Below are 20,109 nucleotides of genomic sequence, written 5' to 3'. Positions count from 1 at the left end.
TGTCATTAGTGTATCCTGTTTTTTATTTTTTGTCAAAGTATGCTTTTGATGTCTTTTGCTCAATCCATGTCCGGCTCCGTGATGCCTGAGGATCCGGATACAGGGCTGTGGCAGGAAGAGGCGCCGCAGGATGCATTTCCCTCACAGGAACCCGCGGCCTTAGCCTTGCATATCATCTGCGTCATGGTTCCCATGGGGCAGTAGACACACCAGGAACGGGGGCGGAACAGGACCATGGTGACCAGACCAAGGATGGTGGAGGTCAGCATGACGCTGTAGAATCCGAATGCAAACTGGGACATCCACAGAGGCACGCCGTAAGTATGATACGCATGGTTCCAGGGAAGACGGAAGGTCCACAGGATCGTCACTATCTGCTTCAGGCCCGAGGCGCCCCTGAACACCAGCCAGGTATTGAACAGCATCTGGCAGAACATGAACAGGAAGAAAACAAGGAAACCGTAACGGAACCCTTTGGATTTCATCCAGCGTGGAACCGGACGGCCTGGCGAAAGGTGAAGCTTGCTCCCAAGTATGGAAAACAGCTGTCCCCTGCCACAGTAACGGTTGCAGTAGAGTTTGGACCCTGTTACCATGGAGATTGCCAGGGGGACCAAGAAGCAGATCAGTCCCAGCCATGCAAACATGATATTGAAAAAGCCAAGGATCAGATAGGTGAGGGATGCAATCCACAGGTAGTCGTACCAGTGGCGGGTATCTTTTTTTGTATTTTTACTGCTCATGGCGTATGCCTCCTTTTTCCGGACTGACGGAAGTGATGGGGGAACTGGATGAATCCTGGGTGTCTGTATGCCGCGGTACAATATCAATAACGGATGCAGGACATTCCCTGGCGCATTTTCCACATCCCACACACAGGTCGTGGCTGACGATGGCATAGGAGCCTTTCCATATATCCAGCGCCTGGCGCGGACATACCTTAAGGCAGCAGCCACAGGCAACACAGGAATCCCTGTGGATATATGCGATTGATTTGGATTGGGGTTTCATAAGATAATACCTCCCGGATTTTTTGACGATGCGTCTGTGTGCTAAGAATACCACAAAAAGGGGAGTGATTCGGTGACCGGGGTCACAGAGACTGGGCAGTCTCCGCGGAGTAAGGTTTATGGCATTATCAAAATGGAAGTTGTCATTTGGGATAATATGTGTTATGCTATGATTCAATCACAGGATGGTAAATCATTTGCCATCCATATCTAATATTTTCATTGGCCGGCAATGTCGCTGGCAGGATCTCAGGACTGGTAATATGGGAGGACAGGGTTTATTGCATTTTTAGTGCAGACCCGGTATAATGGAACCAGATATCAATGCTATTTTGGGGAAATGTGCATCTTCCTGTATTGTCTTATGTTATGAATGGAAGAAAGGACGATGTATGGGTCAGAAAGACATTTCCCTGGTCCGCTACTTTGATGACCGGGCGCGTTATGCGGATTTAATCAATGGTTTTATTTTCTGTGGGGAACAGGTGGTTTCAGAAGACGATGTGCAGGAGATGGATTCCAATGTTACCGGTGTGTTCGGAAAACTAAGGAACAGGTTCATGGTACAGAAATACCGGGATTGTGTCAGGAAAATCATCTTTGACACGGGTTTTGCGATTGTTGGGATTGAAAATCAGGACAAGGTCCACTACGCCATGCCTGCTCGTATCATGCTAGAAGATGCAGCCGGCTATGACAAGCAGCTGCGGCAAATAAGAAAGCGTCATCGTCGAAAGCGTGACCTAAGGGATGCTGAGTATGTGGGAGGATTTGCAAAGCAGGATAAGGTTTATCCGGTTGTTACCATATGTATCTATTTTGGGAAAGAGCCGTATGATGGGGCAAAAGAGCTGTTCCATATGATGGATTATGAAACACTGCCTGACCGGTTCCGGGGAATCCTGAACAATTATAAGATTCAGGTGCTGGAACTCAGGAACTTTGGAGACATTGACTGCTTTCGGACTGACTTGAGGGAAGTGTTTGGATTCATCAAACATTCTAATGACAAGAAAAGCGAATGGGAATTTGCAATTCAAAATGAGGATGCATTCAAGTGTTTGGACGAGGATGCGTTTGATGTGATTGTGTCAGTAACGGGTTCTGCTGAACTGGAGCAGGTAAAGGATATGTACTGTGAGGAAGGAGGAAAAATCAATATGTGTGAGGCAATACGCGGGATGATAGAAGATGGAAGGATTGAGGGGGTTAAACAGGGACTTGAACAGGGAATTGGACAAGGGCTTAGCGCGCTTGTGGAGGTATGTAGGGAGTTTGGGCTTTCAAAGGAAGATGTGGTTTCCAAGGCCAAGGAAAAATTTTCCCTGTCTATGGACGAGATGGAGGATTTGATTGACAGGTATTGGAATCAATAAGAAGTAATGATAATGCTGTGTGGCAAGGGCGTGGGATGATAAGTACCATCGGCTGGCACGGGATATATGACAACCGGCCGGCATTGCTGCCGGCCAGTCAATTATATATAATTATAAAAAAGAAGAGGGAGCATTATTTATTCTGTGCAATCTCGTTTTCCATATCAGCCTTTGAAACAAGACCAACGGACTTCCCGACAATCTGGCCTTTCTTCATATAAAGAAGGGTGGGGACGCTCATTACCTGGAAACGGGATGCCAGGTCAATCTCCTCGTCGATATCAACCTTGTAGAAATGTACTTCCGGATGTGTCTCAGCCATGCTTTCCACAACCGGGGTAAGCATCTTACACGGACCACACCATGTTGCGAAGAAATCAACTACTACCAGATCCTCACCAGCGTTTACTGCCTGATCAAATTCACTTTTAGATAAATGTTTTACTGCCATAATAGAACCTCCTGATTTATATTCATTAATATTATTTCTTATATTGGTTATAGCATACCACATTTTGGCGTATAGTTATGTGACAAAGGTCACGAAACATTCATTCTTAAATCTAATATATTATTATCTGCTGTTAAGCTTGACTTATGAAAATATGGATTTTAGTCCTCTGTCACTGTTTCATAAGGCCAATCCACAATGCCTCCGAAATCATAGACATTCTTATATCCGATTTCCAGCAGCTTATCCGATGCCTGTTTACTGCGGACTCCGGTACGGCAGTGGACCAGAAGGACTGCGTCTAAATCCGGAAGTTCCTCGGGCTGTGTGTCCCTGATTCCTTCATTGGGAACAAGGATGCTGCCTGGTATGTGTCCGGCCGCATATTCGTCTTCCCTGCGTACATCAACCACGGTAACGCCGCCTTTATCCATCATCGCTTTGGCTTCTTCTGCTGAGATTTTATGATAGACGCTTTCGCCCTGTGTGGTTTGGGCGTCCATGTTGCCCTGTGAAGTTTGGGCGTCCATGTTGCCCTGTGAAGCTTGGGCGTCCATGCTGCCCTGCGAAGCTTGGGCGTCCATGCTGCCCTTTGAATCGTTGGAATCCATACTGTCCTGCGAACCCTGTGCGGCCATATTACCCTGGCCTGGTGCCGCGCCGGCACTGTTGGCTGTGCTGCAGGCTGTCAATGCCGCGGTACAGATAAATGCCGCCGCTATGAGATAGGTCCATTTCGTCATTTTACGCCTCCTCTTTCTGTAATTAATTTTGATACAGTTGTTACTGTAACTATAGTATATACAGTTGTATTTGTCAATAGGTAATCCTTAACTTTTTTTGAAAAATATTGTTAGAGGTATAAAAATCCCACATTCTATGCTATACTTATGCCTAAAGTGGAAAAGTATGCAGTATTAGGATGGAGACAGTTATGCCAGATAGAGAAAAGGACAGTGAGTACGCCATTAAGGTCGCGGACGTGACCAAGGTATACAGATTATATGAGAAACCCATTGACCGTCTGAAAGAATCCATGAGCATTTCCCATAAGAATTACCACAGGGATTTTTATGCACTGAACCGGCTTTCCTTCCATGTGAAGAAGGGGGAGACAGTGGGAATCATCGGAACCAACGGTTCCGGCAAGTCCACTATATTGAAAATCATTACCGGGGTATTGACGCCCACCACGGGAGAGGCCAGGGTGGATGGTAAGATATCGGCCCTTCTGGAGCTGGGCGCTGGTTTTAATATGGATTATACAGGAATTGAAAATATATATATGAACGGCACCATGATGGGATACACGAAAAAGGAGATGGACGCCAAGCTTCAGGATATCCTGGACTTTGCGGAAATCGGGGATTTTGTGTACCAGCCGGTCAAGACTTATTCCAGCGGTATGTTTGTACGGCTGGCTTTTGCGTTAGCCATCAATGTGGACCCGGAAATCCTGATTGTGGATGAAGCATTGTCCGTTGGCGATGTTTTCTTCCAGTCCAAGTGTTACCGCAGGATGGAGGAGATACGTAAGAAGGGAACCACCATCCTGATGGTGACCCACGATATGGGCAGTATCATCAAGTACTGCGACAAGGTCGTCCTCCTTAATAAAGGGGAATTTGTGTCGGAAGGCGCTCCCGGACATATGGTGGATTTATATAAGAAAATACTGGCTGGCCAGCTGGATTCGCTGAAAGCGGAACTTGAGAAGAAAAACGAAGTGGAAATGTCTGATTTTTCCGGCGGCATGGAGATGGGGCAGGAAGGCGCAGAGGCCGGAGGGAAGCCGGATGGCTCCGGACGGAAAGGGACGGGCGCCCGGCAGGACGGCAGTGCCGCACATGGCAAAGGCCTTATGAAGGACCAGCTGACCATTAATTATGACAGGACGGAATACGGGGACGGCCGGGCTGAGATTTATGACCTTGGCCTGTTTGACGAACGGGGCAATCTTACCAATCTGCTGTTAAAAGGGGAAACCTTCACCATCAGGGAATGCATCCGTTTTAATACGGATATCCAGGCCCCCATTTTCACCTACACCATCAAGGACAAGAAGGGCAGCGACCTGACAGGGACCAATACCATGTTTGAAGGCGCGGATATAAAGCCGGTGAAGCGCGGGGACGAATACACGGTGGAATTTTCCCAGAAAATGACGCTTCAGGGAGGGGAATATCTCTTGAGCATGTCCTGTACGGGCTTTGAGCACGGAGAACATGTGGTCTATCACCGCCTGTACAATGTGACGAATATTACGGTTATCTCCAATAAGAACACGGTGGGTGTCTATGATATGGAATCCCAGGTGAAGGCGGAGAAGAAAAGCTGTGGCGGAGGACATTCATGAAGGATATCAGTTATGAAATCTTAGATTTGTTCAAGACATATGGCAGTACCCGGGAAGGCATGGACCAGGCCCTGGAACAGGATGAACGCCCACAGGTGCTTCACGCCCTTTCGCCAATCCGGGAAAACCTTCTGGAATGGCTGGATCTGACCGGGCAGGAACAGGTCCTGGAGATCGGCTCGGGATACGGCGTGTTTACCGGGCTTCTGGCAGAGCGCTGCGCCCACGTGACCGTGGTGGATGACAGGGATGAGAACCTTTTAGTGAACCGGGAACGGAACCAGGCAAGGGGAAATATAACCTATGGGCTGGAAGGCGGGGAAGACCTGCCGGACAGGGGAGACCTGGAAGGCCGGAAGTCATTGTATGACTGGGTTTTCCTTGTGGGACCCGGACGTGAGGAACCGCTTGAGGAAACGGTCCGCAGGGCCGCGGGATATCTGAAGGACGGAGGCAGGCTTGTATTTGCCTGTGAAAATGCAATGGGCCTCAGGTTCCTGGCGGGCGGTGACCATGACGGCGAGGAGGCATCCTATACAAAGGGCCGCCTTTTGTCTGCATTTCATGAAGCCGGTTTTACAAGTACGGAATTTTATTATCCCATGCCGGATTACCGCCTTCCTGTATCCATTTATTCGGACCGGTATCTTCCGGGCAAGGGCGACATCTCCCATATGGACGTATCCTATGACAGGCCCAGATATGCCTGCCTGAATGAGGAAGAAGTTTATGACATGCTTTTGGAAGAGGGGGATTTCCCCAGGTTTTCCAATGGCTTCCTTTTGATTACGTCAAAGGAAGCGCCTCTCCAGAAGACGGTTTATGTAAAATATAACCGCACCAGGAAGCAGGGCTTTCAGATACGCACCAGCATTCTGGAAGAAAATGGAACACGGTATGTGGAAAAGGCGGCCTTGGACAGCGAGGGAAGCTGGCATATCCTTTCCTTTGCAAAGAAATACGCCCAGCTGAAGGCATTTAACCCGGCGGTCCGTGTACTGGAGCCGCTGCTGGCAGAGGACGGCATGACGGTGCGGTTCCGGTTCCTTCGGGGGATTACCCTGGCAGAGGAGCTGGGCAGCCGGATCAGGAACGGGAAGGCTCCGGTGGAGGATATCCGGGCGGCCATGAAGGTGATTTTTGATGTGGACAAGGACCAGACCATGCCATTTGCCGTGACACCGGAGTTTACGGAGGTCTTTGGGGAAATACCGGATATAGACGACATTTCCTATAAAGTAAGTAATATAGACGGATTGTTCGAGAACCTGATGCTTGTGAAGGGGGATGCGGATGACCGCGGACCGGCTAAACAGGCTGGTCCGGCAGGGGATGAAAGTCTCTGCTGCCTGGACTATGAGTGGGTATTCGATTTCCCGGTCCCGGCCCACTTCGTACAGTACCGCAACCTTGCCTACTTCTATTATAAATACCAGGGGCTGCTTAAGTACCCGGGCCTGGAGGGATTTCTAGAGGAATTTTCCATATCCAGGCAGATGGCGGCGCTGTATGCATCCATGGAAGAAGCCTTCCAGTCCTATGTGCACGGGGATGGCAGCCAGGGATATCTGGCAAGGTACAGCCAGAAGGTTACAGGCCTTAATGAGTTAAAGAAGACAGATGGAGAGCTTACCAAGGCCAGGGACAGGATAAACGCGCTTCAGGCAGAGGTGGAGGAAAAGAATTTCCAGATACGCAAGGAGCAGGAAGTGCAGCGCCTTACCAACAATCATGTTGCCAACCTGGAAGTGATGATTAAGGATTTACGCCATGAGATTGAGGAACTGGGCAAGCTGGCCACTTATTTAAACGGACATGAGGCCCTGATATTCAAGGCGCGCCGCAGGCTGGGCACCCAGGTCAATAAGGCGTTTCCAAAGGGGACGAAAAAGCGCAAGGTCCTGAATTACTGCTTTAATACGGTTAAGCATCCAATCCGCTATGGCAGGCTTTACGCCACCAGTTCAGGGCGCAACCAGATTGACGGGGATTTTAAGATAGGAGAGGACTATCTTAAGTATGGCAGGCTCATATTCCCGCAGGTGCCGGGACAGGGCGGGGAAGGCCCGGATGGCTGGGACGGACCTCTGGTTTCCATTATAATCCCATGCTATAACCAGGTGCATTATACCTATGCGTGCCTCCAGTCCATCCTGGAATTTACAAAGGATGTGACTTATGAGGTGATTATTGCGGACGATGTGTCCACGGACGCCACGGCCCGTCTGGGGCAGTATGTGGAAGGCCTGGTTATCTGCCGCAATGAGACCAATCAGGGCTTTTTGAAAAACTGCAACCAGGCGGCCAGGGCGGCCAGGGGCAGATACCTCATGTTCCTGAACAACGACACCAAGGTGACTGTGGGGTGGCTTTCCTCCCTTGTGGACCTGATTGAATCGGATGACACCATCGGCATGGTGGGATCCAAGCTGGTTTACCCGGACGGGCGTCTCCAGGAGGCGGGCGGGATCATCTGGAGTGACGGTTCCGGCTGGAATTATGGACGTCTGGATGATCCGGACAAGGCAGAATACAATTATGTAAAAGATGTAGACTATATATCAGGCGCAGCCATCCTTTTGTCCACCGCGCTGTGGAAGCAGATAGGAGGCTTTGACGAACGGTATGCCCCTGCGTACTGTGAGGATTCAGACCTTGCCTTCGAGGTGAGGAAGGCGGGATACCGGGTCGTGTATCAGCCCCTTTCAAAGGTAATCCATTTTGAGGGAGTGTCCAATGGCACGGATGTAAACGGAGCCGGGCTAAAACGCTACCAGGTGGAAAACAGCAGGAAGCTTAAGGAGAAATGGGCGGAGGAATTGGAACAGCAGTGTGTCAATACAGGCAATCCCAACCCCTTTAGGGCAAGGGAGCGCAGCCAGGGAAAGGAAATCATCCTGGTGGTGGACCATTATGTGCCCACGTTTGATAAGGACGCTGGTTCCAAGACCACGTACCAGTACCTGAAAATGTTCCTGAAAAAGGGTTTTGTGGTAAAATTCCTGGGAGACAACTTCCTCCATGAAGAACCATACTCCACCACGCTCCAGCAGATGGGCATAGAGGTTCTGTACGGGGATGGATATGCAGCCGGCATCTGGGACTGGCTTAAGACAAATGGGGACGAGATGGACTATGCATATCTGAACCGACCGCATATTGCCACCAAGTATGTGGATTATATTAAGGATTATACGAAGATGAAGGTCATCTATTACGGACACGACCTTCATTTCCTCAGACTGGGCAGGGAGTATGGGCTGACCGGGGATATTAACATCAAGCGGGAGGCGGATTACTGGAAATCAGTGGAGCTGACCATGATGCATAAGGCGGCGGTTTCCTACTATCCGTCCTATGTGGAGATAGATGCGATCCATGCCATTGACGGAAGCATCAACGCAAAGGCCATTACCGCATATGTCTATGACACGTTCCTGTCCGGTATACAGGATGACTTTGCTAAGAGGGAAGGCCTTCTGTTTGTGGGCGGCTTTGCCCATCCTCCCAATGCGGATGCGGTTTTATGGTTTGCAAAGGAGATATTCCCTGCCATCCGGGAACGGATCCCGGGCATACGGTTCTATGTGGTAGGCTCGAAGGTGACAGAGGAGATACAGGCGCTTGGCCAGGAAGAGGGAATCATCATAAAGGGCTTTGTCAGCGAGGAAGAGCTGGAGGCGCTTTATTCCACCTGTAAGCTGGTGGTGGTCCCGCTGCGCTATGGCGCAGGGGTCAAGGGCAAGGTGGTGGAAGCCATCTATAACGGCGCCCCCATTGTGACCACATCCACGGGTGCGGAGGGGATTCCGTTTGTGGAGTCCGTGCTGGAGATTGCGGATGAGCCGGAAGCGTTTGCGGACCGGGTGGTGGGGCTTTACAATGATAACGGGCGCTGCCGGGAATTGTGCCGCAGGACCCAGGATTATATCAAGAAGCATTTCAGCATGGACGGCGCCTGGAAGGTGATTGACGAGGACTTCCGGGTGTGATTATGAGGATGGACCGGTGTGGCTTTCAGTCTGAAAGCCAGGAATCCCATGTTCAGCTGTACACATCACAGGAAGAAGGAGGAGTATGATGCAGGCAATACTTTTGGCCGGAGGCCTTGGGACACGGCTTCGCAGCGTGGTAAGCGACCGGCCCAAGCCAATGGCCCTGATTGAGGGACGGCCTTTCATGGAATACGTTACCAGGGAACTGGTGCGCAGCGGCATGACGGATATCATATTTGCCGTTGGATACAAAGGAACCATGGTGGAGGAGTATTTTGGGGATGGGGAGCGGTTTGGGTTTCACGCCTCCTATGCCTATGAGGAAACCCTGCTGGGGACGGCGGGCGCGATTAAGAACGCGGGACGCTTTGTCACTGAGGAAAGGTTCTTTGTGCTGAATGCGGATACATTTTACCAGATTGACTATACACGCCTGAAGCGGCTTCAGGACTCGCTGGATCTGGACATGGCCCTGGTGCTGCGGGAGGTGCCGGATGTGTCCAGATACGGCCAGGCCATCCTGGATGAGAAGGGATTCCTGACTGCATTTAACGAGAAAACAGAGGAAACCAGGATGGGCACCATCAACGGCGGCATTTACCTGATGAGGCGCAGCCTTATGGATACCATACCCGAGGGCAAGGTATCGCTGGAAAATGACATGATCCCAAAGTGGTTAACAGAGGGGAAAGGCCTGGGAGGTTTTGTCAATGACGGATACTTCATTGACATCGGGATCCCGGAGGCATACCGCCAGTTCCAGGAGGATGTGAGGAACCAGGTGGTGGTTTAGCCTATGTAATTGCCGGGAAACCCGGTATGTTCATATACGGAAGGTATACGGAAGGAGAAACATATGGTAATCAGAGGAAGGGCGCCTCTCAGGGTAAGCTTTGGCGGAGGCGGGACGGACGTAGCGCCATTCTGCGTGGAGCAGGGAGGCGCCATCATCGGCAGTACAATCAATAAATACGCGTACTGCTCCATTGTTCCCAGGGAGGATGACCAGATTATTGTCAATTCCATTGATTTTGATATGACGGTCAAATATAACACCAATGAGAATTATGTCTATGACGGAAAACTGGACCTTGTGACAGCGGCCCTCAAGGCCATGGATATCAAGCAGGGATGCGAGGTATACCTCCAGTGCGACGCGCCTCCGGGTTCCGGCCTTGGAACCTCATCCACCGTCATGGTGGCCATGCTGATGGCCATGGCCCGGTGGAAGGGAATCATGATGGACGCGTATGCCATGGCTGACCTGGCCTACCAGGTGGAGAGGATTGACCTGGGCATAGACGGCGGATACCAGGACCAGTATGCGGCTGCATTTGGCGGCTTTAATTTCATTGAGTTCCATGGGCGCAATAATGTGGTGGTGAATCCGCTGCGTATCAAGAAGGATATCATCCACGAACTCCAATACAACCTGCTGCTGTGCTACACGGGTAAGATACACGTGTCTGCCAACATCATCAAGGACCAGGTGCAGAACTATGAGAAAAAGGACAGCTTTCAGGCCATGTGCGAGGTAAAGGCCCTGGCCTATGCCCTGAAGGATGAACTTTTAAAGGGCAACCTTCACAGCTTTGGGAAGCTTCTGGACTATGGATGGCAGAGCAAGAAGCGCATGAGCGCCAAGATCACGACGCCCCAGATTGATGAGCTTTACGATGAGGCCCTGAAGGCAGGGGCGCTGGGCGGTAAGCTTCTGGGCGCTGGCGGCGGCGGTTACCTGCTTATGTACTGCCCGTATAACGTGCGCCACAAGGTGGCGGCCAGGATGGAACAGGTGGGCGGTCAGCTGGCTGACTGGAACTTTGAACTGCGGGGCGCCCAGAGCTGGGTCATGGACGATGACAGATGGCAGTATGATCAGGTCAGTGTCCATATGCCGGATGGGGAATATAAGTTTGACATATAAAGGACGGTTAAAAGCCATGGAACGGGTTGTTTTTTTAGACAGGGACGGGACGCTGAACGAAGAGGTCTGCTATCTCTACAAACCGGAGGACCTGCACATACTCCCAGGGGTTAAAGAAGCGCTGAGGATGTTAAAAGCGGCGGGATACCGTCTGGTGGTGGTGACCAATCAGGCGGGTGTGGCCAGGGGTTATTACAGGACGGAGGACGTAGAGAAGCTTCACCTGCATATGAACCAACTGCTGGAGCGGGACGGGGCCGGTATTGATGCATTTTACTACTGCCCCCATCACCCGGTGCATGGAATTGGACCATATAAGATACAGTGCCGGTGCCGCAAGCCCGGAACCGGGATGTTTGAGATGGCCGGAGAGCGGTTTGACGTGGATAAGGCCCACTCCTTCATGGTGGGCGATAAGCTGCTGGACGTGGAGGCGGGGAAGAATTATGGCCTTACCTCCATCCTGGTGGGAACCGGATACGGCAGGGATCAGCACGAGGAGGACATGCGCACAGGGGTAAGCCCGGCATATGACTTTTATGCGGAGGACCTGCTGATTGCCGCCCGGTGGATTGTAGAGAAAGGACAGGTGTGAATCCCATGAGGGAAATGGAATATCTGGAGGAACTGACCGGAAGGTATCCGGTGCTTGATGCGGTGAAGGCGGATGTCCTTGCTGCTTATGAGATGATGAAGGAATGCTATGAGCATGGGGGAAAGGTCCTCATTGCGGGAAATGGTGGAAGCTGTGCTGACAGTGAGCACATTGTGGGGGAGCTGATGAAGGGATTTGTCAAGCGCCGTCCGGTAGCCGGGGAATTTGCTGACGCATTGAGGGCAGCGGATCCGGTGCGGGGCGGGGAACTGGCGGCACATCTTCAGGGAAGCCTTCCGGCCATTGCGCTTACCGGGCATATATCCCTGTCCACTGCATTTTCCAATGATGTGAATGGGGAACTGACCTATGCCCAGCAGCTTTACGGTTACGGCAGGCCCGGGGATGTGTTCATAGGAATCTCCACTTCGGGCAATGCTAAGAATATCATGTATGCATTGGCGGTGGCAAAAGCTGCGGGTATCAGGACAATCGGCCTTACGGGCAAGGACGGGGGAGAGCTTGGCAGGGCCAGCGATGTGTCCATCGTTGTGCCGGAGCAGGAGACATTTAAAATCCAGGAATTACACCTGCCGGTTTACCATACCCTCTGCCTGATGCTGGAGGAACATTTTTATGAAGTATAAGCATGTGTTTTCCATATGCGCTTACAAGGATTCGCCCTATCTGGAACCGTTGATCCGCTCCCTGGTTTCCCAGAGCGTGCCCAGCCATATCATACTGTGCACCTCCACCCCCAGCCCATACATAGACGGACTGGCGTGGAAATACGGCATCCAGGTATTCGTAAGGAACGGCGAAAGCAATATAAGGGATGACTGGAACTTTGCATATGAAATGGCGGACGGTGAGCTGGTCACCATTGCCCACCAGGATGACATGTACCATAAGGAATACGTGGAGCGGCTTCTGGCCGCCTACAGGGCATATCCTGACATGACCGTGTTCACCACGGACTATGTGATTGTGAAAAATGGACGGCTGATCACAGGTGACGCCATGCTGTGGGTGAAACGTATCCTCCGCCTTCCGCTGCGGGTTCCGGCCCTGAATGACCGGGCATGGATTAAGAAAATGTCCCTGATTTTCGGCAATCCCATCTGCTGTCCTGCCACAACCTATCAGAAGAAACTGCTGGGCACACCCCTGGTGCGTTCGGAATACAGGTTTGCCCTGGACTGGGATAACTTATATCAGCTGGCCTGTGAAAAGGGACGGTTTATCTGTGACGAGCGTCCTCTTCTGTATTACCGGGTCCATGATGAAGCCACCACCAAGGCGTGTATCGTGGGGGGCAGGAGGGCAGAGGAGGAGGAAGCCATGTTCAGGCGGTTCTGGCCCGGGCCGGCTGCCCGGCTGCTGATGCATTTTTATAAAACTGCTTATGGTGAATATGAGTGATGAAAAAAATTAAGGATTCTGAATATGAAGGGTAGCAAAAGGGGGAATCTGCTTCTGGCAGTGCTGTTGGGGCTGACAGGAGCGTTTCTTATCATATCGTATTACAAAGTGATGGCCGGGCCTTTAAGGAGTGTCCTGGAGTCAAAAGCCACATGGATCATGTTTGGGGAGGTTGCGCTTGTATTTGCATGGAACCTGTTCTGGCTCAGGAAGGCTTATGGCGGGAATGGGAAAGCAGGTGGCAAAACGGGTGGGAATGGAAACCCGGTCGATAAAATATCCAGAGCCGGGAATGCAGGAAACCCCAGGACCTGCTGGCTTTGTGTGGCTGGCGGCGCGGCGGTTTTTACCTGGTGCCACCAGATCCTGGTGCCGATTGCCGTATCCGGCCTTTATGTGGCGGTCCTGATTCTCTGGGGAAGATGGATCCACCGCTTATTTGCTTGGAAAATCCGGCGGTCATCTGTTGAGGAACTGTCCATGTCCCTGGTGACCGGAAGCGCGTTCTGGATGGTGATTGTGTGTCTCATATCCCTGACAGGCCATGGCGGGATTAAGTTCTGGCGTGTGCTGGCGCTGGTTCTGGGCGGTGCGGCAATTGGGGCGGAGGCGTATCTGGTTGTCCGAAGAGGCCGGATTGGGCAGAAGATGCCGGGAATGCCGGAGACTTCGGGGACGCCGGGGATGCCAGGAACGCCGGGATGTCTGCGGCAGCAGTCCTGTAAGACCTATCCATGGCTTCTGGCATTTATCATCACCATGGTCCTGATCCAGGCTGGACGTCTGAATATAGAGCTGGATTATGACTCCCTGCATTATGGGCTGCGCTCGGCATTCGTGCTGGACAATGGGAAGGGGATCTATGAAAACCTGGGTATGATTAATCTGGTCTACACCTACAGTAAGGGTCTGGAGGTGCTGGCCCTTCCATTGAGCGGCACGCCCACCTATGGATTTGTGCTGGCGTTTTCCCTGTGGATGACAATTGCGGTCCTGGTACTGGCAGTGTCTATGGTAAGGCGCAAAAGGGGGCTGGGAATGGGGCTTTTTGCGGCGGCTGTGCTTTCCTCCATCCCGGGAATCATGAACATGGCTGCCACGGCCAAGAGCGATATCATCACATTGCTGCACCAGCTGATTATATATGACTTCCTGTGCCGTGCATTTGAGAAAAAGGAAAGGACGCCATGGCTTCTCATGGCGGTGGCAACCTATCTGCTGACCCTGGTATATAAGCCCACGGCCCTGGTATTTTCAACCGCCCTTGGGGGAACCGCCCTTATCTGTCTCATGGCCACAGGCAGGTTCAGTCTGGGAGATAAAAAGGGATGGCTTCTGCTTCTTTTTCCAGCAGGCGCCGCAGCCGGGTTATGGTATCGCACATGGCTCATGACCGGGGTTCCGGTGACTTCCATATTTGCCGGCTTTTGTGAGCGCTTGGGATGGAAGGTCAGATACCCCTTCTCCTTCAGCCATGTGATTGGGGACCCGTCCATGCTGACAGCCGGGGAAAAACTGGCCCGCCTGGGCAGGCGTCTTGGGGAAATGCTTACGGCTCCTGTCTCCGTGGACATGGACCATGTGGTCATTGCCTGGGGAACCGGACTTGTGACACTGTTCCTGTTTATATGGAGTGTTTCTGCCATAAGGGGCAGAAAGGCGCGGACGCCCTTGGAAGTATTTGACAGGGTTTTGATGGCTGTCATGACACTGGGATGTATTGCCAGCATTTACACACTGTCCCAGGTGGATGGCAATTATTTCATCCTGTTTTATTCCCTTTTGGTCATCATTTCCATGAGGATGGAAGGAAGCCTGTTGGGCCGTGGTACGGCTCCTGACGGAATGCATGGACTGGGACGTGGGATTGGTATGGCGGTCATCTGTTTCATGATAGTGAATGTCCCGCTTACATGCCTGACCAGCTGGGCTGGGCAGCCTGGTTTTACGCCGGTGCGGTTAAAGCATATGGGATATTATGACCACCGGAGGGAGGCGCGTCAGCGCGACCTGGAAATAGGGTGCATGAACCTTGTATCCGGCTTTTCCCCAAGGACAAGGGTGCTGGCGTTCGGGAACCATCCGGATGTCCTGGATATATCCTGCAGTGTACAGAGTTATTACGATGTCACTGGCAGCGGAGGCAATGTATATCTGGTGAAGAGGCTTAAATATTTTGAGGAATTCCTGGAATATGCGGGCACAGAGTATTTTTTTGTGGAAAAAGGATATCTGGCAGCGCAGCCCCGTGCCCTTGAGATGATAGAGGATATGATAGAAGAGGGCAGCCTTACGGATCTTAAGTATGAGTGGGGCAATCTGTCGGCCAGGGTCACGCTGCCGCCGGTATTGCCTGCGGATCCGGAGGCGGCGGTAGGGGATTTCCACAATAATTACAGTTTTTCATCGGACTGAAGTCATGACCATGTCCCGGCGAGGTCCTTTCCGGGCGGCACTGACATGGACACCGGGGAATTTACGCAGAAGGTACTGCAAAGGAGGCATAAGCTGTGGAGACAAAAGAACGGTCGAGAACCAGGATTGGTTTCTCCAGGATGGAGAAGAAATATGAGTGGAAAGACCATGTGATTTTCATGGGAATCCTGTTGGCCATGGCAGTGTGGGTGAACAGGAATATTGAAATCAAAGGGCTTTATATGGATGACCTGTATTTCTGGTCCTGTTATGGCGAGCAGGGCTTTCTCCAGTATGTGTTCCCTTTGGGAAGCACCAGGTTCCGTTTCCTTTACTATCTGGCGGCCTGGCTTGAGATGGCGGTGGTCGGTAACCATGTGAACTGGTTCGTGCCGTTTAACATCCTGTTGAACACGGCTGTTGCCTGGTCGGTCTACCTGATTGGAAGACGGCTTTCGCGCTCCAAGGGAATCGGCTTCCTGTGCGGCTTCATGTATCTCATAAGCCGGATGGCTTATTACCAGATCGGCCAGGTCCTGGGGCTGATGGAAACCATGGCGCTCTGGATGGCCATTGGTATCCTCTGGTACCTGTACCGTTACATGAACGGGGAGGACGGCAGGAAGTATTATTATCTGTCCTGCGCCCTGTATTTCGGCGTGTGCTTTGTACATGAACGGTATATGGTACTGTTTCCGCTCCTGCTCCTTGTACTGCTTATCAAGCGGTCTAAGAATCTGGCGGAATGGGCCGCCGGCCTGGTGTCCTTCCTGCTGGTCCAGGTAATCCGCGCATTTACCATCGGAAGCGTCCTGCCTGCGGGCACCGGAGGGACCCAGGTGGCGGATACCTTCAGCCTGGCAGATACGGTCCGCTATGGGCTGAGCCAGATTGCGTATGTGTTCGGCATGAATGCAGGCCCGGAACATCTCAACGGCTGCCCGTGGGGACAGAGCCCCCTGTCAATCAGGATTCTGGTCCTGCTGGCTGACGTGGCCATCGCCGTTATTGTATTGGGCTTCCTTATAAAGGTCATAAAGGATAAGAGGAAGGACGTGAAGGGGAAGGTACTATGTAACCTGGCCCTGTTCCTTTTATTCATCGGGGCCTGTATCGCGTCCTCCAGCGTGACCATCCGGGTGGAGATGCGGTGGGTCTATGTTTCCCTGACAGCAGCCCTTCTGCTTCTGGCGTACATGTACGGGGTCCTGACCGAAGGGGTGAAGCCGGAGCTTTACCTGAAACGTCTGTGGCCCTGGGGGGCGGCATTTATCTGTTATGTATTCCTCATGCTTCCGGTGGAGCTGTTTTACCGGGCGCAGTACCCGAACCTGTATCTGTGGCCCAGCCAGCTGCGTTATAATTCGCTGGCGGAGGAAACATACGGACGGTATGGAGACAGCCTGTTCGGAAAGAATATTTACATCATAGGCAACAGCTATGAGATGAGTGATTTTACAGCCCGTACCTTTTTTAAGGTCTTTGACAAGGAACGGACGGCGGAGGGAACCAGCGTGGAATTCATTGACAGTATCCGCGACATCGGGCTGGTGGACGACCGTATGCTTGTGCTGAGGGAGGATCCGGAGCACAATGGTTTCCAGGATATCACCCAGTTCGTAAAGGACCTGAAGCTGAATGTGGAGTATGGATATTATGATGACGGATGGATGGATGAACATGCCAGCCTGACGGTCATGGCAGGTGAGACAGGGATGATTGACCTGGAAATCATATATCCGGGCGTCATGAGCGGAGGCGAGGGCATTAAGATAACAAAGGACCAGGATGATCCGGTCACAATCCCGGTGCGCTCCACCGTGGTGAATGAAACCATTGAAGCTGAACCGTGGCAGATGGTACACCTGACCTTTGACTATAATTTCTATATGCACAATGCCCAGGAACAACGCGGTAAGGACCGTCTGGCTGCAATTGTGCATATGACGGCGAGGTAGGCAATGCCCTGCCGGAGCGATATCCGCCCAGGTAAATACGCATCAGAAAAGGAGAGGAACCATGGACACATCCAGGTACAGAAAAATCATATACTGGCTTCTGCCCCTTCTTGGCATTGGCTTCTGCCTTTGGTATGTTAAGAATTCCACCTGCGACGTGGTGTATTCCGACTACATCCGTCTGGTCAACAGCTATCTTCCCGATGTGTATGACCCGGCCAGATTCTTTGTGCCGGACGTGCTTACCCGGATTCCCATCAACTATCTGTGCCGGATCATCAATGTGGGATTGTTTGGATTCTCCGTTACCCTGGAACGTGTCCTGGGGGTTATAAGCCTGGGGCTGGCTGGCTGGGTACTTGGGATTTACTGTAAAAACAGAAGGATTGGGATTGGCTGGTTTGCGCTTCTCATGGCAGTGATGTTCAGTCTTAATAAATGGGAAATGCTTACAAACGGCAGCGGCTGGTCCCATTTTTTCGCCTTTGCCTGCTTTTATTACCACGAACTGGTGCTGGACCGGGTATGGGCCGGTGAGGAAAAGAACGGGGACAGGATAAAGCTTCTGGTGCTTCCATGGCTTATCATACTGGGAACGGCAGGCCCTTACTGCGCAATCTACGCAGTGACAATCCTGATGTCCTACTTATTCTGCATGGTCCGGGGCAGGATGCGGGAAAATGAATGGGACATGCGCTACATCGCCTATATGGCCTGTACCTTGATTCCGCTGCTTCTCTATATCCTCAGCAACTCATTTGCAGTGGAGGAACATGCCGGGGCAACCGGGCGTTCCCTGATGGAAATCCTTTCCGACCATCCTGCATTTCCCGTCCGCTTCCTGCTTAAATCCTTTGCCGGTATCCTTGTGGGAGGGGAGGAGCTGCAGGAGCTGGTGAAACAGGGCATGATTACGGACCGCACGATTTATCTCATCGGCCTCTTTGTGGTCTGCGGATACCTGTTTGCGCTTTGGCTTAACCTGAGGTTCCGGTTTTATGAGAAAACACTGCTCCCCATGATGCTCTTGGTGGGAGGCGGACTGAACCATATACTCATATTCATATCCAGGTATATATTTGAGAGCGAGTCATATGCCCTGAGTTCCAGGTACGCCCTGCAGTTCCAGGTAGGGATCCTTGGAATGGTCATCACCTTTGCCCTTGCGTGGAACCAGGGAATAAAGCAGGATGTACAAGGGAACCGGGGAATGAAACGGGATATACATGGGAAACAAAGAGGAAACCAGTATGTAAATGGAAATCCGGATTCCACAGGAACGTCCCATACCGTTTGGGTCATATGGCGTCGGTGCCTGATTGCACTATTCTGTCTTGCAATCCTGTCAGGAAATGGTTATACTACTTACCATGAGATCCAGAAGGCGCCGTACAGGGAAGAAAACTTTGAAAATATGGCGGCCATGGCCCTTCAGGTGCCAGATATGGATGAGGAGGAGCTTAAGGCCATGGACAAGGAACTATCCGACCTGTTTGAGTACAGGAAGGGTGTGGACAAGATACAGGATGCATTGCGGATCCTGAAGGAACATGGATGGAACGTATTCAGATGACGGGCAGCCCCATGGAGGGCTGTTGGGACACAATGGAGGATAAAGATGAAAGTTGTTATTTTAGCAGGCGGACTTGGAACCAGGATCAGTGAGGAAAGCCATTTAAAACCAAAGCCAATGATTGAAATCGGCGGAAGGCCCATCCTGTGGCATATCATGAAATATTACTCTGAGTTTGGTTTCCACGATTTTGTCATCTGCCTTGGATATAAGCAGTATGTGGTAAAGGAATTTTTTGCTGACTATTTCCTTCACACCTCAGATGTAACCTTTGATCTGGCCAATAACAAGATGGAAGTCCACAACAATTATTCCGAGCCATGGAAGGTGACCCTTGTGGACACCGGCCTTAACACCATGACCGGAGGGCGGGTGAAACGGATCCAGCCCTACATCGGCAATGAAACCTTCATGCTGACCTATGGGGACGGTGTGAGCACGGTTGATCTGGATAAGCTGGTACAGTTCCACAGGTCCCATGGCAGGACAGCCACCATCACCACGGTGAACATCGGCCAGATGAAGGGGGTATTGGACATTGATGATGACAATACCATCCTTTCCTTCCGCGAGAAGGAGGATAACGACGGCGCCCTGATTAATGGCGGCTTCATGGTGATGGAACCGGAAATCTTCAATTATCTGGAAGACGATACCACTGTGTTTGAAAAGCAGCCCATGCAGAGGCTGGCCATGGAGGGACAGCTTAAATCCTTCTATCACAGCGGCTTCTGGCAGTGCATGGATACCCAGAGGGAGATGAACAAGCTGGAGGAACTGTGGCAGTCGGGGAAGGCGCCGTGGAAGATATGGGGGTAGGGTTGGCGGAGGTCCGCAGGGCTGCGGTATTCCTTCCTGCTGCAACCCGCTCGCGCTTGTTTTCCACGCAGCGGTACTAAGGCGCGTGAAAGACCGCGCCTAAGTGCCGGCGTGAAAAGATGGTTTTAGCAGGAAGGAATACCGCAGCCCTGCTACGCTTCCGCGAACGCCAGGGAGGAAAAAACGTTGCGTAATGATTGATGGATTGAGTG

At 51.7% G+C, this 20,109-nt stretch carries 16 protein-coding genes; 12 read left to right on the top strand and 4 right to left on the bottom strand.

Features of this window, described 5'->3' with window-relative positions:
- Positions 1-59: 59 nt before the first annotated feature.
- The gene (locus MCJ35_RS20895; RefSeq protein WP_025485487.1) at positions 60-743 is read right to left on the bottom strand and encodes a 4Fe-4S binding protein; all 684 of its coding nucleotides are present in this window, start codon (positions 741-743) and stop codon (positions 60-62) included.
- Positions 733-1,011 (bottom strand): ATP-binding protein, encoded by a 279-nt coding sequence (locus MCJ35_RS20890; protein WP_025485488.1) that lies wholly within the window; start codon positions 1,009-1,011, stop codon positions 733-735. Before MCJ35_RS20890 ends, MCJ35_RS20895 begins: the two co-directional genes overlap by 11 nt.
- A 391-nt stretch (positions 1,012-1,402) precedes the next feature.
- On the opposite strand from MCJ35_RS20890, the gene MCJ35_RS20885 reads away from it, so the two are divergent.
- Positions 1,403-2,386, top strand: a complete 984-nt coding sequence (locus tag MCJ35_RS20885) for a hypothetical protein (RefSeq protein ID WP_025485489.1) — start codon at positions 1,403-1,405, stop codon at positions 2,384-2,386.
- Positions 2,387-2,519: 133 nt separating this feature from the next.
- On the opposite strand, the gene trxA is transcribed toward MCJ35_RS20885, so the two are convergent.
- Both trxA and MCJ35_RS20875 read right to left on the bottom strand, forming a co-directional pair.
- Positions 2,520-2,837 (bottom strand): thioredoxin, encoded by a 318-nt coding sequence (gene trxA / locus MCJ35_RS20880; protein ID WP_025485490.1) that lies wholly within the window; start codon positions 2,835-2,837, stop codon positions 2,520-2,522.
- Positions 2,838-2,998: 161 nt separating this feature from the next.
- Entirely contained in the window at positions 2,999-3,580 is a 582-nt protein-coding gene (locus MCJ35_RS20875) for a rhodanese-like domain-containing protein (protein WP_025485491.1), read from the bottom strand.
- 191 nt (positions 3,581-3,771) lie between these two features.
- On the opposite strand from MCJ35_RS20875, the gene MCJ35_RS20870 reads away from it, so the two are divergent.
- The 11 genes from MCJ35_RS20870 (at position 3,772) to rfbF (ending at position 19,897) form a co-directional block, all read left to right on the top strand.
- Complete coding sequence (locus MCJ35_RS20870; protein ID WP_025485492.1) at positions 3,772-5,193, top strand: ABC transporter ATP-binding protein; 1,422 nt, start codon at positions 3,772-3,774, stop codon at positions 5,191-5,193.
- Positions 5,190-9,185 (top strand): glycosyltransferase, encoded by a 3,996-nt coding sequence (locus MCJ35_RS20865; RefSeq protein ID WP_025485493.1) that lies wholly within the window; start codon positions 5,190-5,192, stop codon positions 9,183-9,185. The genes MCJ35_RS20870 and MCJ35_RS20865 overlap by 4 nt, the downstream gene beginning before the upstream one ends.
- Positions 9,186-9,273: 88 nt before the next feature.
- Positions 9,274-9,981 carry a nucleotidyltransferase family protein gene (locus MCJ35_RS20860; protein WP_025485494.1) on the top strand — a complete coding sequence of 236 codons (708 nt, stop codon included), beginning with the start codon at positions 9,274-9,276 and terminating at the stop codon, positions 9,979-9,981.
- A 63-nt stretch (positions 9,982-10,044) separates the two neighbouring features.
- Positions 10,045-11,115 carry a GHMP family kinase ATP-binding protein gene (locus MCJ35_RS20855; RefSeq protein WP_008719911.1) on the top strand — a complete coding sequence of 357 codons (1,071 nt, stop codon included), beginning with the start codon at positions 10,045-10,047 and terminating at the stop codon, positions 11,113-11,115.
- Between the two features lie 16 nt (positions 11,116-11,131).
- Positions 11,132-11,710, top strand: coding sequence for a D-glycero-alpha-D-manno-heptose-1,7-bisphosphate 7-phosphatase (locus MCJ35_RS20850; RefSeq protein WP_025485497.1), 579 nt, complete (start codon positions 11,132-11,134; stop codon positions 11,708-11,710).
- Between the two features lie 5 nt (positions 11,711-11,715).
- Positions 11,716-12,357: a D-sedoheptulose-7-phosphate isomerase gene (locus MCJ35_RS20845; RefSeq protein WP_025485499.1), complete on the top strand. Its 642-nt coding sequence runs from the start codon at positions 11,716-11,718 to the stop codon at positions 12,355-12,357.
- Positions 12,347-13,132 carry a glycosyltransferase gene (locus MCJ35_RS20840; RefSeq protein ID WP_025485500.1) on the top strand — a complete coding sequence of 262 codons (786 nt, stop codon included), beginning with the start codon at positions 12,347-12,349 and terminating at the stop codon, positions 13,130-13,132. The genes MCJ35_RS20845 and MCJ35_RS20840 overlap by 11 nt, the downstream gene beginning before the upstream one ends.
- Before the next feature lie 24 nt (positions 13,133-13,156).
- Positions 13,157-15,547, top strand: a complete 2,391-nt coding sequence (locus MCJ35_RS20835; RefSeq protein WP_025485501.1) for a hypothetical protein — start codon at positions 13,157-13,159, stop codon at positions 15,545-15,547.
- A gap of 95 nt (positions 15,548-15,642) precedes the next feature.
- A complete protein-coding gene (locus MCJ35_RS20830; RefSeq protein ID WP_008719906.1) occupies positions 15,643-17,505 on the top strand; it encodes a hypothetical protein in 1,863 nt (620 codons plus the stop codon).
- Between the two features lie 61 nt (positions 17,506-17,566).
- Positions 17,567-19,078 carry a hypothetical protein gene (locus tag MCJ35_RS20825; RefSeq protein WP_025485502.1) on the top strand — a complete coding sequence of 504 codons (1,512 nt, stop codon included), beginning with the start codon at positions 17,567-17,569 and terminating at the stop codon, positions 19,076-19,078.
- 45 nt (positions 19,079-19,123) lie between these two features.
- Positions 19,124-19,897, top strand: coding sequence for a glucose-1-phosphate cytidylyltransferase (gene rfbF, locus MCJ35_RS20820; RefSeq protein WP_025485503.1), 774 nt, complete (start codon positions 19,124-19,126; stop codon positions 19,895-19,897).
- The last annotated feature ends 212 nt before the right edge of the window (positions 19,898-20,109 follow it).

The sequence above is a fragment of the Enterocloster sp. OA13 genome (assembly GCF_022440595.1).
Lineage (GTDB): Bacteria > Bacillota > Clostridia > Lachnospirales > Lachnospiraceae > Enterocloster > Enterocloster hominis.
Note: the sequence above shows the minus strand (reverse complement) of the source record. Positions and strands in the feature narration are given on the sequence as shown.

Coding starts and splice junctions, on each gene's coding strand:
- MCJ35_RS20895 (WP_025485487.1), bottom strand. CDS start 743: ATGAGCAGTAAAAATACAAAAAAAGATACCCGCCACTGGTACGACTAC.
- MCJ35_RS20890 (WP_025485488.1), bottom strand. CDS start 1,011: ATGAAACCCCAATCCAAATCAATCGCATATATCCACAGGGATTCCTGT.
- MCJ35_RS20885 (WP_025485489.1), top strand. CDS start 1,403: ATGGGTCAGAAAGACATTTCCCTGGTCCGCTACTTTGATGACCGGGCG.
- trxA (WP_025485490.1), bottom strand. CDS start 2,837: ATGGCAGTAAAACATTTATCTAAAAGTGAATTTGATCAGGCAGTAAAC.
- MCJ35_RS20875 (WP_025485491.1), bottom strand. CDS start 3,580: ATGACGAAATGGACCTATCTCATAGCGGCGGCATTTATCTGTACCGCG.
- MCJ35_RS20870 (WP_025485492.1), top strand. CDS start 3,772: ATGCCAGATAGAGAAAAGGACAGTGAGTACGCCATTAAGGTCGCGGAC.
- MCJ35_RS20865 (WP_025485493.1), top strand. CDS start 5,190: ATGAAGGATATCAGTTATGAAATCTTAGATTTGTTCAAGACATATGGC.
- MCJ35_RS20860 (WP_025485494.1), top strand. CDS start 9,274: ATGCAGGCAATACTTTTGGCCGGAGGCCTTGGGACACGGCTTCGCAGC.
- MCJ35_RS20855 (WP_008719911.1), top strand. CDS start 10,045: ATGGTAATCAGAGGAAGGGCGCCTCTCAGGGTAAGCTTTGGCGGAGGC.
- MCJ35_RS20850 (WP_025485497.1), top strand. CDS start 11,132: ATGGAACGGGTTGTTTTTTTAGACAGGGACGGGACGCTGAACGAAGAG.
- MCJ35_RS20845 (WP_025485499.1), top strand. CDS start 11,716: ATGAGGGAAATGGAATATCTGGAGGAACTGACCGGAAGGTATCCGGTG.
- MCJ35_RS20840 (WP_025485500.1), top strand. CDS start 12,347: ATGAAGTATAAGCATGTGTTTTCCATATGCGCTTACAAGGATTCGCCC.
- MCJ35_RS20835 (WP_025485501.1), top strand. CDS start 13,157: ATGAAGGGTAGCAAAAGGGGGAATCTGCTTCTGGCAGTGCTGTTGGGG.
- MCJ35_RS20825 (WP_025485502.1), top strand. CDS start 17,567: ATGGACACATCCAGGTACAGAAAAATCATATACTGGCTTCTGCCCCTT.
- rfbF (WP_025485503.1), top strand. CDS start 19,124: ATGAAAGTTGTTATTTTAGCAGGCGGACTTGGAACCAGGATCAGTGAG.